Below are 15,498 nucleotides of genomic sequence, written 5' to 3'. Positions count from 1 at the left end.
TTATTTCTCCTTAGCATGTATTGCTGTTCTTGCAACTTCACGATCATCGAAGTCATACTTAGTATGACCAATTACCTGATATGTTTCATGGCCTTTTCCGGCAATAAGGATAATATCTTCATCCTTGGCATAGTTTACTGCCTGTTTAATTGCATCTTTACGGTCCTCAATCACTTCAAAACTTCCGTCAGATTCATCTAAACCGCTTGTCATGTCATCCAAAATTTGTTGTGGGTTTTCAGTCCTTGGATTATCGGAAGTGAATATTGCATGGTCTGCATAGGTGAGGGCGATTTTTGCCATCAATGGACGCTTGCTTCTATCCCGATCGCCGCCACATCCTACTACGACATACACTTTTTTCTTGGCAAATTCACGGCTGGTCTGCAGTACATTTTCGAGAGAATCCGGGGTATGTGCATAATCCACGATAACCGCAAAATCCTGTCCCTCCACGACCGGTTCAAAACGTCCGTTCACACCGTTTATGCTTTCCATTGCAGTTTTTATGACAGACAGAGGTACTTTGGCTGCTATTGCAGCGGTACTTGCAGCAAGCATATTATATACATTGAACATTCCTATCAGCCTACTGTTGATAGGAATTTCCCCTGCTGGTGACTTCAGGTTAAATGATGTTCCAGTCGCTTGAAGATTAATATTCTCAGCCATAACGGATGCATTTCGTTTGCACCCGTACGTCAGAATATGCTGTGCTGTACTATTCTTCAGCAGATTGCTTGATGGATCGTCTTCATTTATAACTGCAAACTTCTGAGAGTTGCTATTGTAACTATTTCCGAGCTGGGAAAATAATAAGCTCTTAACTCGGAGATAATCCTGTAAATCGGTATGATAATCCAAGTGATCCTGTGACAGGTTGGTAAAGATTGCAATATCATATTCACAGCCATAGACTCGGCCGAGATCAAGCGCATGTGATGAAACTTCCATAATTGCCTGGTCTACATTTTCCGAACGCATTTTGTCAAAAATGCGTTGAAGATGCAAAGCATCAGGTGTTGTATTTGCCACTGGGTATGTATCATCGCCAATTTTTAGTTGTATGGTTCCGATAACCCCCGTCTTTTTTCGATGAAGATTAAATATTTTTTCCAGCAGATATGTAACAGTTGTTTTTCCGTTTGTACCCGTTACACCTATCAGTGGAAGTGTTGCTGTTGGATAATTGAAATATTTTGCTGCCAGCATCGGCAGGACTCGATTTGTATCGGTAACCTTTATAATTGGAACAGATACGTTTGCATTTATCGTTTTTTCAGCAATCACTGCAACTGCCCCATTTGCGACAGCCTGCTCGACATAATTATGGCCATCGACGGTAAAGCCAGTAATGCAAATGAATACATTACCAGGTTTTATCGTGCGTGAGTCCATTTTCAGATCGTTACATTCGATCTTATCAATTGGCGAATTCGTTTCATAAAATGGTATTACACCAAGCAATTCTTTTAATTTCATAACTAACATCCTTATCTTTTATATCCTACATATGTATTCTTCAAGCAATCGATTTTTAAGAGGGTGGCCAGTCACCCTCTTTCACACATTCGCTTATATATTATAGCAAACTTCCCCGTATTTAACGATGTTTTTCGTCTGACAGATAAATTCTTATTGTTGATCCTTGTTCCAATTTAGTTCCTGGATCTGGAGACTGATCGGCAATATAATCACCTTCCCCACTTGTTTCAATGGATAAGTCAAGTAAATATTCAGCTAGCTCCTGGTTGGAATGACCAATTAAATCAGGGACCTCCACTTTTGGCATTTCAGGCCACATATACTCTTTTTCCAGACCATCTGTACGTGGTTCAACATCCATCGCCCTCAAACTGTCCCCGATTATTGTCCCAACGATTGGCGCTGCAACTACCCCTCCAAATTGAACTGTATTCTTCGGATTGTCTACAGCTAGATAGACAATGATTTCTGGATCATCCGCTGGCGCAAATCCGATAAATGAAACAATATAGTTATTTTCCAAATAAGCTCCATTTGGTCCTACCTTTTGAGCAGTACCTGTCTTTCCGCCAACACGGTAACCATCCACATATGCCGGCCTTCCTGTTCCTTGAGCTACAACACTTTCAAGCGCATGGCGTAATTCCTCTGAGGTAGATTCAGATATAACGCTTCTTTTTAAAATTGGTTCGTTTTTTTCTACTGTCTCACCTGTAATAGGATCTATCCATTCATCGGCAATATAAGGCTCATACAGATAACCGCCGTTAACTGCCGCCGCAACAGCCATAACCTGCTGAATAGGTGTAACAGATACCCCTTGACCAAATGAAGTTGTAGCAAGTTCAACGGGACCTACATTTTTAGGGTCGAATAGTATACCATTCCCTTCTCCCTGCAAATCAATCCCCGTTTTTTCTCCAAATCCAAAATTGTCTATATACGAGAAAAGTTTTTCAGTTCCCAGCAGCTGACCAAGATTTACAAAGCCAGGGTTACAGGAATTCTGCACGACTTCCAGGTAACTTTGATGTCCGTGTCCACCGCTTTTCCAGCAATGTATTGTTGATCCACCTACAGATATATCCCCATCATCGTAATAATCGTCTTCTTCCAGATCAACCATCTGTTCTTCCAACGCTGCTGCAAGGGTAATTATTTTAAACGTGGAACCCGGCTCATAGGTGCTCCAGATCGGTAAATTTCTTCCAAAAATCGAAGCATCCACTTCCTGGTACTTTTCAGGATGGAAATTGGGGCGTGTGGTCATCCCAAGAACACCACCAGTTTTTGGGTTAATGGCTATTGCCAGCGCGCCGTCAGGATTATATTTTAAAACTGCCGCGTCCAGTTCCCTCTCCATTATGGTCTGTACTTTCGAATTGATTGTGGTTTTTAAATTAAGTCCATCAGTTGGTGGTGTATAGACATCTGCGAGACTATCAAGCCTTCTTCCCTTCGCATCCGAGTAAAAGGAAAGACTGCCCTGTGTTCCTTTAAGCTTTTCTTCATAGGAGAGCTCGAGGCCCATCAGCCCTTGATTATCTATGCCAGTAAATCCAAGCACGTGTGACAAATCATCGCCATAAGGGTAGTGTCTCTTTGAGTCTTTTGCCAGATAGATCCCATTCAGGTTCAGATTACGTATTGCCTTTTCCTGCTCTTCTGAAATTTTGATGCCTTCCGGTCGAAGACTCACGCTTGATTCGTTTTTTGTAATATTTTCCAGCACCTTTTCTTGACTGACATCAAGGATGTGTGCCAGTTTTTTGGCAGTATCTTCTGGATTCTCTATTTGTCTCGGAATTGCCACAACTGAGGGAGCTGTTACATTCTCAGCTAATACCTCTCCATCGGCATCCAAAATATACCCTCGCTCCGCCTCAAAAATTATGTCTCTTGTCCAGAGATCGTTTGCTTGTCCTGTCAGCCTTTCACCCATGACAAATTGGACATAGCCCAACCGTATGACGATAACGGCAAGTATAATGAGCCCAAAAAGAAAAACAGTAACTATTCGTTTTTTCACGGTAACAGCAGATACGCGTTTCATTCTCCATCCCCTTTTCACAGGTTGGTTTGTATCCACTATATGAGTTAAAAAAACTGAATAGAACACTGTTTGTCCATCGGCTGCTTTTTCGGAAGTTCTTTTTTATTCTTCCTCTGTGGAAGCCTCATCTGTTAATTCCTCTGCTTCTTCTCCGTTTCTATTGTCATCTACATTTTCTTCCGGCTCCTCATCTGGAGGCAAAAGTTCAACACCTAAATAATCGTTTTCCTTGATTGGTGTACCTTCCGGAATGTTTTGCGTTACAACATAGCCGTTTCCGAAAGTTTCGACCTTTAGCTGCATTAAATCTGTGAGCTTCATCACATCTCTAAGTGACCAGCCAATTATATCTGGCATTTGAGGTTCGTCTGTAATCAAGATAATTCGGTCGCTCGGAAGAACAGCTTCTCCTTCGGTTACACTCGCTGCCACAATCTCTTCTCCATCACCGACTAACGACACCTTCAGACCTTGTTTAACAAGCATGTCTTCCGATTCAGTAGCATTTTCGCCTATCAATTTAGGCACCGTAATTTGCTGAATTCTATCATTTCCCTCTATATCCGGGTCAATATTAAGATAATGAAGACTGTTTTCAACTACATTATTAAAAACAAATGACAGTGGTACAGAACCCGTTTCAGTCGGTTCCAATTCCGGCTGTTGAATAGATACATACATAATTAGCTCGGGATCTTCAATTGGGGCCATTCCAAGAAATGAAAAGACATAATTTTCCTTTCCAGTTAAATATCCTCCCCCGTCAGGGTTCGGTATTTCTGCAGTACCTGTTTTGCCGCCCACTGTATAATCATCCAACTGATATATCTTTCCTGTTCCATTTTCTCCATTAACGACTGATTCGAGTAATTTTAAAACCTGGTCTGCTGTCTCGGCTGAAATAGGCTCTCCAACTACATTCGGTGATTTTTGTTCAATAACTTTCCCATTTGTGGAGTCAACAATCTTGTCAATCACATATGGCTGAAGCATTTTCCCATCATTTGCAATTGCAGTAGCTGCCTTCATTTGCTGAATTGGCGTGGTCGTACTCCCCTGACCGAATGAAGTTGTTATTTTCTCTAAAGGCCAGTTATAAAGAATTTGCCCGGCAACCTCTCCCGGTAAATCTATTCCAGTTTTTTCATGAAACCCAAAGGCATGCAGATATTCTAAAAACGTATCTGTACCAATTTTTTCCCAGACAAGCTTCGCAGTAGCCACATTGGAAGAACGCTGAAAACCTTCGTCATAGGAGATCACTCCCCAGCCTTCACCACCATTATGGTCATGAATTTTCTTTACTTGTTCATTGGGCTGGTAACTCCCCGACTGGAAACCTTCCGAGCCGTTGTAGACACCTTCTTCGATTGCTGCAGCCCACGTAAACATTTTCACTGTAGAACCGGGTTCAAAAGGTGTGGAAATCACGTCATTATACCAGTTTTCCACATTTTCAGGGTTATTCGGGTCATAGCTGGGACGACTGCTCATCGCCAAAACTTGTCCCGTTTTGGCATCCATTACGATTGCATTCATCTTTTTTGGATTGTAATTTTCGTCTACTTGCGATAGAACGTCTTCCAAGAGAGTCTGGATTTTCTGATCAATCGTCAAGTAAACGTCATCACCGTCTTCAGGCAATTGAATAATTTCATTAGGATCCAATAATTTTTTATTGTATCTGTCCCTTTGGTAGGAAATAAAACCATCCGTCCCGCTTAAGAGATCGTTCATTTCATTCTCCATACCTGCAATACCGATAATTTCATTTTTATACCCGTCATCCGTCTCAATTTCTGTTTCCCTGGCGAACCCAATGATATGGGAAGCGAACATTCCATTCGGATAATAGCGTATAGACTCTTCCTCGAAATTGATGCCGGGAATATCCAGCTCAGAAATTTCATCTTTTTTCTGTTGGGAAAGTTCTTTTCCGATTTTACCGAATTCAACCTGAAATCTCCCGTTCTCAATTCCACGTTTTAATGGATCAAGTATTTCGCTGACTTCCACGTCTAAAAGAGGAGCCAGCGTTTCCGCTGTCTTTTGCGGATCTTCTACATGCAAGGGCTCCTCTGATTTATCCGAATACGCTTCATCTAAGATTGCATACATCCGATATGTAGGTCTGTCGTATGCAAGTGTCATTCCATTTTTATCGAAAATCTTTCCTCTTTCCGCACTTAGTGTGTAAGATGACGTTCGTTTTTGTTCAGCCCATTCATCCAAAGAAACTCCATCTATCTCTCCGGTCGCCTGGATATACATAAACCTTCCAGTTAGAACCAAGAAAACTGCGACAAAGATAATGATGTAAATACCAGCCATCAAATGCGTAGTCTTATTTTTTTTCATAGGTTAAGCCCCTTGCCTAGTTGTTAAATGACTGTGCTTGTTTTACTTCCGCATTTTGGATTTTCAAACCGTTCTCCTCTGCAATCTGAATGATTCTTTCCGGTCTGGACAATTCTTTCATTTCGAACAACAGTCCTTCATTTTTCACCTGCTGCGTATTTACGGTCTGTTCAAGCTCCTGTAATTCTCTATTAATTGTATCAGTTGTAGAAGAATAAGAAACCATAAAAATTCCGGAGGCAACAACAAAAGCGCCGATCAAGGAATAGATTACCTTTTCTCCCTTTGTTATCCAGCCATTCTTTTTTACCTTTACTGCTACTTTTGGTTCTCTCGCAGGACTATGTTGTGGATGTGATTGCTGCCAATTTTGGGCTTGATTAGCACTCATTATTTCTTCCACCCTTCCTCATAAGTAAATTCGTTTCTCCACTCGGTAACCTTTTTTACCACACGCAATTTCGCAGAACGTGACCTGCGATTTTCATCAAGTTCAAATTCCGCCGCTACGATCGGTTTTCTGGTGATTAATTCAAATGGAGCCTGATGCTCTTTCGGTACCACTGGCAGATGTCTCGGTGTTGCCTTTTCCGTACTCCATTTCTTAAAAGCTTGTTTGCACAAACGATCTTCAAGCGAATGAAATGTAATAACCGCAATTCTTCCTTCAATACCCACTACCCTGGCAGCCTGATGTAACGCATCATTGAAAGCGGCTAGCTCATCGTTAACCGCAATTCTTAAAGCCTGAAAAATACGTTTGGCAGGATGGCCGCCTTTCCTTCTGGCCGGTGCAGGTATGCCCTCTTTGATAATTTCCACAAGCTGATGGGTCGTTTTTATTTCTTTTGTTTCCCTATAAGCTTCTATTTTTCTTGCTATTTGTTTGGAGAATTTTTCTTCCCCATAATTAAAAAAGATTGACACAAGTTGGTGAAACGACCACGTATTCACAATTTCGTAAGCCGTTAATTCTTGCGTCTGGTTCATTCTCATGTCCAATACAGCGTCATGCTGGTAACTGAACCCTCTTTCTCCTCTGTCTAACTGCGGAGAAGAAACACCGAGGTCAAATAAAATACCATCCACATCGGAAATTGTATGTTTGGCAAGCTCTTCCTCCAGCCCTCTAAAGTTGGAATGAATGAAAAGTATTCTGTCCTCGTATGCTTTTAATCTTTCTTTTGCCGCTTTCAACGCATCTAAATCCTGATCAAAAGCGATAAGCAAACCATCTTCACTAAGCCTGGATGCTATCTCCCAAGAGTGACCACCACCACCAACCGTACAGTCAATATATGTGCCGCTCGGTTTGATGGCCAGTCCTTTTATCGTTTCATCCTTCAATACACTGTAATGTTCAAACATACATACACCCACTTAATTAATTTTCGAACGATTTGCATACCGATTGCTTTATCGGGTTACACAAATAATCAGATATCAAAATCCATAAGATTTTCTGCAAGCTCTGCAAATGATTCCTCAGAATCTGTGACATAATCTTCCCAACTGTCACTAGCCCAGAATTCAATCCGATTGGAAACACCAATTACATTGCACTCTTTATCAAGTCCTGCATATTTACGAAGTGACTGCGGAATATTTATTCTTCCCTGTTTGTCGACTTCACATTCTACAGCTCCGGAAAAGAAAAAACGTGTAAATGCTCTGGCATCCTTCTTAGTAAGCGGGAGTTTCTTTAGTTTTTCTTCTAAATTTTTCCATTCATCCATGGGGTATGCAAATAGACATTTATCCAGTCCACGGGTTACGACAAAGCTTGCTCCAAGTTCATCACGGAACTTGGACGGGACAATAACTCGTCCCTTTGTATCAATGCTATGAAGGAATTCGCCCATGAACATATAGTCCGCCCCACTTTCATATTTTTTATAATACCACATTCCCCCACTCTCCACCACTCAATTAATAAAAAAAATTATTTTGTTGATGAATCACTACACGGCAAACCATTTTCAAACACAAAAAAAGCTGCCATATCAAAGATAGACAGCTTTTTGTTTCAAAAATTCAATTTGGTGGTGGAGAGTGGAGGACATTCCCTAAAATCAGATATATACCAGATAATGCTCATTATCAAACGAGCAATCATTTGCAGTCAATACCGCTATAAAATCTGTACCATATTTGTTTATCCATTGTAAAGGATTCCAGACCCGCTCCTGCAAACCACCATTGGGATGCAGTGCAAGATCAATCAGGTCAAAATCTCGTAATTCCTTCTCATATTTTTCCTCAAGAGCTTTTATCAACCTGCTCTCAAGAAACTCAATATCCCTATATAAGTAAAACAAATTCTTATCACTTAATGCCCCTAAATCGTCACGGATATCTCTTGCCAAGTCTCTTAGAGGCTTATGTGCCTTGTCAATAGCAGCTTTAATCTCTTCGGCCAAATCCTCTATCGGTGGTTTGCTTTTTGATTGCAGCCATTGGTCTCTATCTTTCTTTACCCCCTTATGAATAGCTTCAGCTGGATCAATATTGTATTTTTCAAGTGCTTTAACAACCTGATTTTCCATTATGGTAAAGGATAATCTTGGAAGTACTGGGGGCATTTTCAAATTCAATATATGGAATGCCTTTTTAAGGCCAGCCCAGTAGCCAACTTCTCCAGGTCCGCCGATGAAAGCTAATGTAGGAAACAGCAGTTCCTGCATTAATGGGCGTGTGACAACATTATTGCTCAGCAATTCCGGATCTTTTTCAGCAGTCTCCATTAATTCATCTGTAGTTAAACGGATCTCATTTTGCTTACCTACCCAAAAACCGGCATCATCTCGGGTCAGGAGAATCCGTTCATCATTTTTATGATAGAAAAGATGACCATCATGTTGTGAAGCTTCGAGAGAAACCTTGTACCCCTTTTCCGCAAGTGCGTTCAGCGAGGAAAAAACCCCTTCACTAATACCAGGTTGATATTTGATCATTCGCTGAAAGTGCTCACTTTCCAATTGCCTGACCTCTTTATGTCCTGAATCAATTAGTACAAGACCTTCATCTTGAAATAAATGGAAAATTATCCTTGCAAAAAAATCGACATATGTGTGCGACTTTTCTTTTATTTTGTAAATTGCTTTATATAGGTCCCTTGTATGTACTGTTTCATCTAGTTGCTCAAATAAATTGTCTATCCATTGAGATAGTGATTCACGATTAGCTGGTATATTGGACACACTTGTTTTTTCCACCATGTGATGTGCCAGCTTATGTTTTTTCATTTGGGACACTTCAGATAGGTGGATATGGTTTATTTCATCAAAATCATGGTCTTCTCCAGCAATCCAAAAAACCGGGATTACTGGAACGCCAAGCTCATTTTCCTGCTGTCTGGCGAACTGTATGATTGAGATCACTTTATTAATCGTATACATTGGACCAGTCAGTAACCCCGCTTGCTGTCCGCCGATGACGACAACGCTATTTGAGTTTTTCAGTTTATTTATATTGTTAAAAGTCGGTGCCGGAGCATCCCACTCCTCATTGATCCTATGTAAAACATTTGTTAATTCCTCGCGATTAAAAGACAGCGAATCCAAATCTTTGATTCTCTGTTCATAATCACCGTATGGATTGTAATCAAAAAAGTCCATAACTTTCTTTTGGTTATTTCTATAATCAACAATGAGCTGACTCTGAGCTTTCAATTGTATAGGGTCGATATGCATGGATCCCTGCTCCTTCTATTCATAATGTACAATCTGTATTGTACATAAATTCCTGTTCCGTTTCATCTAATCTGTTTCCCTTATTGCTTAACTAGAGATTTTTTGTATAATTCCGCTCAATACGAGAAGTACATAGAGTAGCAGAAATAACAAAAATGAAAACCGCCAAATAATCTTCAAGGCTTTTCCCAATTCAATTTCAGTTCTTGTCTTCCACTGATAAATAATAATTACCGATAAAGACAAAATAAAATACACTATTAACCAACCGAAGAAACTACGATCAAAAATCAGATGAAGCAGTAGTGATACTGCTATTATATATAACACAGTTGTCCAGTTTACAGCAGTGTGAACAGCTTTTAATTTTTTATTATGGAATTTCACTGATATGAAGTAAATCGATACCGTTGCTATAATCGGCAGCGTAACAAAAAATGCCAGGATATGGATAATGTATTCAAACATATTTTTTTCCTTTTTCCTTTCTTCGATTTCCTTACCGCTAAGCAGTCACTATGATTGGTGCTTTGAAGGTTACTCAACTTTCGCATCAAAAATTTTGTTCAAACACTTAACTGAGCTGATCTAAGAAGGCCTTTAATATTCAACTTGCTACTTCTGATAAATAATGCCGTTTCCAAAGGCTATATTTGAAAATTTTCCTTGTCTTACATTCTTCATAGTTTCTGTAAACTGCGAAAGTAACTTAGGCTTATTACCGGAGATATATGCTTCTCTCGCCGTCCGGGATCGCTCTGGGCAGTCGCTTTCCGCGGGCACGGCCTCAGCCCCGAAGAGAAAACCACTCTTCAGGTCTTCGGACACGTGCTTTTCCCGCAGGAGTCGACTGCCCGCCGCTCACCCGAACTGGTAAAGCTGTATAATTAGATTTTGTTATTAAGGATGCAGTTTATTAACAGCAAACTTAACCAGCTCGGGGAAATACACGGAGACTCCAACGGGAGGAAAGGCAGAGGTGAGACACTGAAATGCGTAGCATGAAGGGGCTCACCAGCCGCCCGTGGAAAGCGCAGCGTATTTCCCCGAGCGGTCGCCGAAGTATCTCGCTTCCATTATCCGTGCCAACGTTCTAACACAAATAGTAGTTACTTCGCATTTTATATCAAATCCGATGATAAAAAAGCAAAATGAACGGAAGATCTTTGGAGTCCGGAATGCTTTGAACGAACAGCTAATCCAAAGTCAACATATGCAATATGTCCTCAGTCCTTCTGATTCTGCCAAGGCATCTTGCCAATTTCCTTCTACGCAAGTTGTGAAAGATATTATCTTTATGTATATGACATTCTCATTTTCCACTACTTATTGTATCAGAAAATATACCCTTGTGGCTTACAAATAAGCAACTTCGTATTTCTATCCATTCGATGATTTGTTAGGGATGTTTTTCGGGAAAAAATTCATCGTGTGCTCCATGCATAACCATCTAAATAATTTTAAAATTATCACTTTTGTATTATAATAAAGTTGTAATATTTTGCATGAAATTATTATGTGAGATAAACGCTTCCTGAAGGGGCAATTAAAAATAAAGGGAAGTGTAAAATTTTAGATTGGGGGAGTTTTTTTATGGAACATTCTAAAGTTGAAAATCTTTTAGTTAATTATAAGACGCTTGAGAAGTTTAAAAGGTTTAAAGAATACGGAAACCAGGAACTTACAATGATGGAGGATTTACAAAATAATATTATTGAAAACGACAGCAAATCACCATTTTACGGAATTTATCATGGGAATAATCTCATCGCAAGAATGAGCTTGTACGAAGTGAATCAGGAATATGATTATTATTTTGAACCGTCACAGGACTACTTAACACTTTGGAAGCTTGAAGTGTTGCCAGATTACCAGGGGAAAGGGTACGGAAAAGCTATGGTAGATTTCGCAAAAAGCTTCAACCTTCCTATCAAAACAAGTCCGCGTATCAATTCTCATGGCTTTTGGGAAAAGATGGGCTTCATAAAAGCACACTACGATATGGAAAGAGATTTGGGTGAAAATCCCCTTATATGGCTTCCTGAAGGAGTTCAGGAAAAAGAATTAAATTAGGAAGTCGCAATCCGCTGTTAACTTACCTGTTTTGAAAACTTGGCATGCGCCAAGCCTTTTCGGCGAAATGCCTTAGTTGCACTTATGCAAGTAAGAAAGTTTATACTTTCTTACTTGCCAAAAAAGACATGAATGGTATATTTCATTCATGTCCTTTTTGTAAATAGGAAGGTATAAAACTTTTGAGTCTGCATTCGTCCAACAATGCCATCCGCCAAGTTTTCTAATTAAAGCGTATTTTCTATCTGCAAGAACTTTATTAATCACTTTTATTAACCCACGACCATAGTTTATTTATTTCCTGCCATGCATGATCATATCGTTCTAACTGTTTTTTTAAATCTTCATTCTCTTTCTCTAAGTAAGCAATTTTTTCCTCCGTTATTTTATTTGCTGCACGTTCCCCATCCGGAAATTGTGATTTCATTTTTTCAAGCAGCTGGATAGCCGAATCTATCGTATACTTCTCTTTGGGTTCGTGATTAACGGAAACAACTGCATCCTTTTTTAATCCATTTTTCCTATCTTCTTTTGCCGATTGTATGGCATGCTGATATTGCTTTCTGATTGTCGCATTCCAACGGAAACCACATGCAGCCGATGTACGGGAAAGCTGATTTCCAACTTCCTTGAAGGCTTCTAGCTGTGTTCTGCCTTCCCGGATAAAGCGTAATACGGTTTCCGCAAGAATTATATCCTCATCCTGTGTCCAGGCATCCTGTCTTGTATCATTCATAACAACCCTCCTAATATGTTTGCTATCAATGTATGCAAAAAATAGGGGTGCTAGAATAGGTTTCTCATTTCCTTGACAAAAATTTTTCTACTGCAGCTTTATGTTCCGAAGAGTCCCATAGACTGGCAGCATTTTTAACCTCTTCATCCATTAAATCGGATATATTGCCTGCCGTAATCTTTTTCAAATACTGCTGTTTAAGGAGGAACATTTGATTATGTGATTTTGAAATATAGTCGGCCAACAGTCCGCGACTGTCATTCCATTCATCCGCTTTTACAATTCGATGTATCCAGCTCTTTTCTTTTAATTCCTCAGCATGATACAGCTTCGCTTCAATTAACCATTGCAATGCAAAGCTTGGATGGACCTTTTGGTACAGTACCGCACCACCTCCCCATCCAGGAAGAATACCAAGGTTACTCTGCACGAAACCGTACCGTGTGCCTTCTTTGGCAATTCTTATATCACAAGCCGATGCGATTTCACACCCACCACCAACAGCATCACCATTTAACAAGCAAATCGTCGGCACTGGAAAAGTTAAAATTTGATATACCAGTTGCTTCATTGGGTTCAAAATGTCATAGGCTTCCTCCGGGGAAAGATTGCCATGCAGCTCATTTAAATCTCCACCTGCACAAAACATCTTCTCGCCTGCACCAGTTATAACCAGAAATTTAATCGAATCTTGCTTTGCCCGTTGGAGACAGATTGATATACTTTCCCTCATTTCCTTTGAAATGGCATTGCGCTTTTGAGGTCTGTTCAGGAAAATTACCCCATAATCATATTCATTTCTTTCATATACAGCATATTCTTCCAATACAATCGCTCCCTCACGCTTCCATAGATATATATAAAGATTAGCAGTAAAAGAATAAAAAAAACAGACCACAATGTGATCTGTTTTTTTTAGGCAAATAGAGAATTAGTCGTTGACTACTTCTTTTCCATCATAATGTCCGCAAGATTTGCAAACATGGTGCGGTTTAGTTAATTCTCCACAATTTGAACACTCTACCATGCCAGGTACGTGTAATTTTTTATGAGTACGACGTTGATTTTTGACTTTTTTAGACGTTCTTTGTTTAGGTACTGCCATGACTTACACCTCCTTCAAACGAAAGTAAAACTTGAATAGTGATTCTTATTTTTCTTTCTTTTTCTTTTCAAGCAAAGACTCCAATTTTTTAAAACGGGGATCTATTTTCTTCTCTTCTTTTACTTCTGAAATAAATTCCCATCCATTACCTTGAGAAGGTGCTCCTTCTTTCGGATTAGTCTCTTTGGAAAATACACGAAAAGGAATTTCCAATATTATATTTTCCTTGATATATGGCGTTAAGTCAAGAACTTCTCCATTTATTGGATGAATTTCATTTTCCGCTTCATCGCTTCCATAATAGGAAGATGTGGAAAAGATTTCGCTCGCTTTGACTGTAAATGGATAAGGGACATCAACCAGTGTTCTGGCACAAGGTAAAATCATTTCTCCTTCAATCTGAAATGAGAAAAAGAACTGTTCCCCTTGAATGTCAGCTTTCCCATGAACCCGGACAGGTTTTATTTCGCGTATATCATTATTCATTGTTTCCAGCTCGGAAACATCCACCATCTCATCAAATTCAAAGGGTTTATTAGCCGCGGTTTTTCTGATTTGGCTTAGTGTTAATTTCATTATTATCACCTCTAGGCAACAAGAGTTATTTTAAAAGAAAAAAGAACTTTTGTCAACATATTTTCTTTACACTTACTACTATATTTCCCGCTCCTGTTTTTACTAATCATATAATACTCTAGGATGCAGTGCAATTAATAATTTGTTACAATAATTAACAGCCGATACTAGGAGTTGAATTTATGAATGCTTGTGGTCTGATCGTCGAATATAATCCGTTCCATAATGGACATGTCTACCATATAGAAGAAGCACGTAAACAATCCGGTGCAGACTGTATGATAGCTGTAATGAGCGGTAATTTTCTTCAGCGCGGAGAGCCCGCTGTCATAGATAAATTCCACCGTGCATCTGCTGCTTTACAGACAGGTATTGATATTATTCTAGAACTACCATACATATATGCGGTACAGCATAGTGATTTATTCGCAGATGGTGCCGTTAAAACGTTAAGCGAGGCCGGAGTGTCCAGCATTTGTTTTGGAAGTGAGTCTGGTTCCATTTCGAATTTCAAAACAAGTTATTATTACTTCAAAGAAAAAGAGTCCGAGTTTAAAATAACATTAAAACAATTCTTAGACCAGGGTCTCTCCTACCCGGAAGCGAGCAAGCGTGCCTATCAGCATATAGGTTTAACAGACAAAAATATGGATCTGTCAAAACCGAACAATATTCTTGGTTACAGCTATGTAAAAGCAATCATGGAAAACAACTTGGATATTGCTCCTTTAACCATCCAACGTACGAACAATGATTTTCATGATCAAACAATCGCCAGCGAGATTGCCAGTGCCACAAGTATCAGAAAAGAAATGCTGAAGAACGATTCGTTAACGTCAGAAATCAAATCGACTATGCCCGAAGAAACCGCGAAACAATTAATGCTATACAAAGATAAAGCATCTGTATGGCATGCGTGGGAAAATTACTTTCCAATTCTTTCCTATCGTGTTATGACAATGTCTGCCAATGAAATCGCAGCGATTCAGGACGTTGAGGAAGGTTTGGAAAACAGAATCCTAAAAACAGTTCACCATGCGACGTCTTTTTATGACTGGGTTGAGGCAATCAAAACCAAACGCTATACCTGGACAAGAATTCAGCGCATATTTGTACATATTTTAACAAATACAAAAAAAGCTGATCTGTCAGAGATTCCTATTCAAACGGTTCCATACGTTCGTGTTCTCGGAATGACTCAAAGAGGCAGAGAATATTTAAACAGACAAAAGAAGCTGATGAATGTACCGCTTGTTTCTAAACTAACTCGCCGGCAGCCATCCGTCTTGTCAATAGAGGAAAAGGCTGCACATGCTTATTATAGTATTCTGCCTTCACGGAAAAGAAACCTGCTCTTTAAGCAGGAATTACAGACACCAATTATCCAAAAATAGACCTGATGACAGGTCTATTTTTGAAT

General features: G+C 39.7%; 14 protein-coding genes. 2 read left to right on the top strand and 12 right to left on the bottom strand.

Annotation, left to right across the window (positions count from 1 at the left end; genetic code table 11):
- The 8 genes from A4245_RS12265 to A4245_RS12230 all read right to left on the bottom strand — a co-directional run bounded on the left by A4245_RS12265 (nucleotide 1) and on the right by A4245_RS12230 (nucleotide 10,056).
- A complete protein-coding gene (locus A4245_RS12265) occupies nucleotides 1–1,482 on the bottom strand; it encodes a UDP-N-acetylmuramoyl-L-alanyl-D-glutamate--2,6-diaminopimelate ligase (protein WP_067728303.1) in 1,482 nt (493 codons plus the stop codon).
- Between the two features lie 121 nt (nucleotides 1,483–1,603).
- Entirely contained in the window at nucleotides 1,604–3,538 is a 1,935-nt protein-coding gene (locus tag A4245_RS12260) for a stage V sporulation protein D (RefSeq protein WP_067728301.1), read from the bottom strand.
- A gap of 102 nt (nucleotides 3,539–3,640) precedes the next feature.
- The gene (locus tag A4245_RS12255) at nucleotides 3,641–5,896 is read right to left on the bottom strand and encodes a penicillin-binding protein (protein ID WP_067728299.1); all 2,256 of its coding nucleotides are present in this window, start codon (nucleotides 5,894–5,896) and stop codon (nucleotides 3,641–3,643) included.
- Nucleotides 5,897–5,912: 16 nt separating this feature from the next.
- On the bottom strand, nucleotides 5,913–6,287 hold the full coding sequence (ftsL, locus tag A4245_RS12250) for a cell division protein FtsL (protein ID WP_067728297.1): 375 nt from the start codon (nucleotides 6,285–6,287) through the stop codon (nucleotides 5,913–5,915).
- The gene (rsmH, locus tag A4245_RS12245; RefSeq protein WP_199860681.1) at nucleotides 6,287–7,264 is read right to left on the bottom strand and encodes a 16S rRNA (cytosine(1402)-N(4))-methyltransferase RsmH; all 978 of its coding nucleotides are present in this window, start codon (nucleotides 7,262–7,264) and stop codon (nucleotides 6,287–6,289) included. Before rsmH ends, ftsL begins: the two co-directional genes overlap by 1 nt.
- A 68-nt stretch (nucleotides 7,265–7,332) precedes the next feature.
- Nucleotides 7,333–7,764, bottom strand: coding sequence for a division/cell wall cluster transcriptional repressor MraZ (mraZ, locus tag A4245_RS12240; RefSeq protein ID WP_067728371.1), 432 nt, complete (start codon nucleotides 7,762–7,764; stop codon nucleotides 7,333–7,335).
- Nucleotides 7,765–7,968: 204 nt separating this feature from the next.
- The gene (gene bshC / locus A4245_RS12235; RefSeq protein WP_067728293.1) at nucleotides 7,969–9,588 is read right to left on the bottom strand and encodes a bacillithiol biosynthesis cysteine-adding enzyme BshC; all 1,620 of its coding nucleotides are present in this window, start codon (nucleotides 9,586–9,588) and stop codon (nucleotides 7,969–7,971) included.
- Nucleotides 9,589–9,675: 87 nt separating this feature from the next.
- A complete protein-coding gene (locus A4245_RS12230) occupies nucleotides 9,676–10,056 on the bottom strand; it encodes a DUF3397 domain-containing protein (RefSeq protein WP_067728290.1) in 381 nt (126 codons plus the stop codon).
- 1,125 nt (nucleotides 10,057–11,181) lie between these two features.
- Between A4245_RS12230 and A4245_RS12215 the strand changes: the two genes are divergently transcribed.
- A complete protein-coding gene (locus tag A4245_RS12215) occupies nucleotides 11,182–11,661 on the top strand; it encodes an N-acetyltransferase (RefSeq protein ID WP_067728284.1) in 480 nt (159 codons plus the stop codon).
- Between the two features lie 259 nt (nucleotides 11,662–11,920).
- On the opposite strand, the gene A4245_RS12210 is transcribed toward A4245_RS12215, so the two are convergent.
- The 4 genes from A4245_RS12210 to A4245_RS12195 all read right to left on the bottom strand — a co-directional run bounded on the left by A4245_RS12210 (nucleotide 11,921) and on the right by A4245_RS12195 (nucleotide 14,078).
- Nucleotides 11,921–12,397, bottom strand: coding sequence for an RsfA family transcriptional regulator (locus A4245_RS12210; protein WP_067728282.1), 477 nt, complete (start codon nucleotides 12,395–12,397; stop codon nucleotides 11,921–11,923).
- A gap of 64 nt (nucleotides 12,398–12,461) precedes the next feature.
- A complete protein-coding gene (locus tag A4245_RS12205) occupies nucleotides 12,462–13,223 on the bottom strand; it encodes an enoyl-CoA hydratase/isomerase family protein (RefSeq protein WP_067728280.1) in 762 nt (253 codons plus the stop codon).
- Nucleotides 13,224–13,328: 105 nt separating this feature from the next.
- On the bottom strand, nucleotides 13,329–13,502 hold the full coding sequence (gene rpmF / locus A4245_RS12200) for a 50S ribosomal protein L32 (RefSeq protein ID WP_010649496.1): 174 nt from the start codon (nucleotides 13,500–13,502) through the stop codon (nucleotides 13,329–13,331).
- 45 nt (nucleotides 13,503–13,547) lie between these two features.
- On the bottom strand, nucleotides 13,548–14,078 hold the full coding sequence (locus A4245_RS12195; RefSeq protein ID WP_067728278.1) for a YceD family protein: 531 nt from the start codon (nucleotides 14,076–14,078) through the stop codon (nucleotides 13,548–13,550).
- A 182-nt stretch (nucleotides 14,079–14,260) separates the two neighbouring features.
- On the opposite strand from A4245_RS12195, the gene A4245_RS12190 reads away from it, so the two are divergent.
- A complete protein-coding gene (locus A4245_RS12190; protein WP_067728276.1) occupies nucleotides 14,261–15,472 on the top strand; it encodes a nucleotidyltransferase in 1,212 nt (403 codons plus the stop codon).
- Nucleotides 15,473–15,498: the final 26 nt, after the last annotated feature.

Source organism: Oceanobacillus damuensis (genome assembly GCF_001618145.1).
Classification (GTDB): domain Bacteria; phylum Bacillota; class Bacilli; order Bacillales; family Amphibacillaceae; genus Oceanobacillus; species Oceanobacillus damuensis.
This window is presented reverse-complemented; position numbering and strand designations above follow the sequence as displayed.

Bases quoted from the DNA above. Each gene is read 5' to 3' on its own strand.
- ftsL (WP_067728297.1), bottom strand. From the start codon at position 6,287: ATGAGTGCTAATCAAGCCCAAAATTGGCAGCAATCACATCCACAACAT.
- mraZ (WP_067728371.1), bottom strand. From the start codon at position 7,764: ATGTTCATGGGCGAATTCCTTCATAGCATTGATACAAAGGGACGAGTT.
- A4245_RS12260 (WP_067728301.1), bottom strand. From the start codon at position 3,538: ATGAAACGCGTATCTGCTGTTACCGTGAAAAAACGAATAGTTACTGTT.
- A4245_RS12210 (WP_067728282.1), bottom strand. From the start codon at position 12,397: ATGAATGATACAAGACAGGATGCCTGGACACAGGATGAGGATATAATT.
- rsmH (WP_199860681.1), bottom strand. From the start codon at position 7,264: ATGTTTGAACATTACAGTGTATTGAAGGATGAAACGATAAAAGGACTG.
- A4245_RS12265 (WP_067728303.1), bottom strand. From the start codon at position 1,482: ATGAAATTAAAAGAATTGCTTGGTGTAATACCATTTTATGAAACGAAT.
- A4245_RS12195 (WP_067728278.1), bottom strand. From the start codon at position 14,078: ATGAAATTAACACTAAGCCAAATCAGAAAAACCGCGGCTAATAAACCC.
- A4245_RS12230 (WP_067728290.1), bottom strand. From the start codon at position 10,056: ATGTTTGAATACATTATCCATATCCTGGCATTTTTTGTTACGCTGCCG.
- bshC (WP_067728293.1), bottom strand. From the start codon at position 9,588: ATGCATATCGACCCTATACAATTGAAAGCTCAGAGTCAGCTCATTGTT.
- rpmF (WP_010649496.1), bottom strand. From the start codon at position 13,502: ATGGCAGTACCTAAACAAAGAACGTCTAAAAAAGTCAAAAATCAACGT.
- A4245_RS12255 (WP_067728299.1), bottom strand. From the start codon at position 5,896: ATGAAAAAAAATAAGACTACGCATTTGATGGCTGGTATTTACATCATT.
- A4245_RS12215 (WP_067728284.1), top strand. From the start codon at position 11,182: ATGGAACATTCTAAAGTTGAAAATCTTTTAGTTAATTATAAGACGCTT.
- A4245_RS12190 (WP_067728276.1), top strand. From the start codon at position 14,261: ATGAATGCTTGTGGTCTGATCGTCGAATATAATCCGTTCCATAATGGA.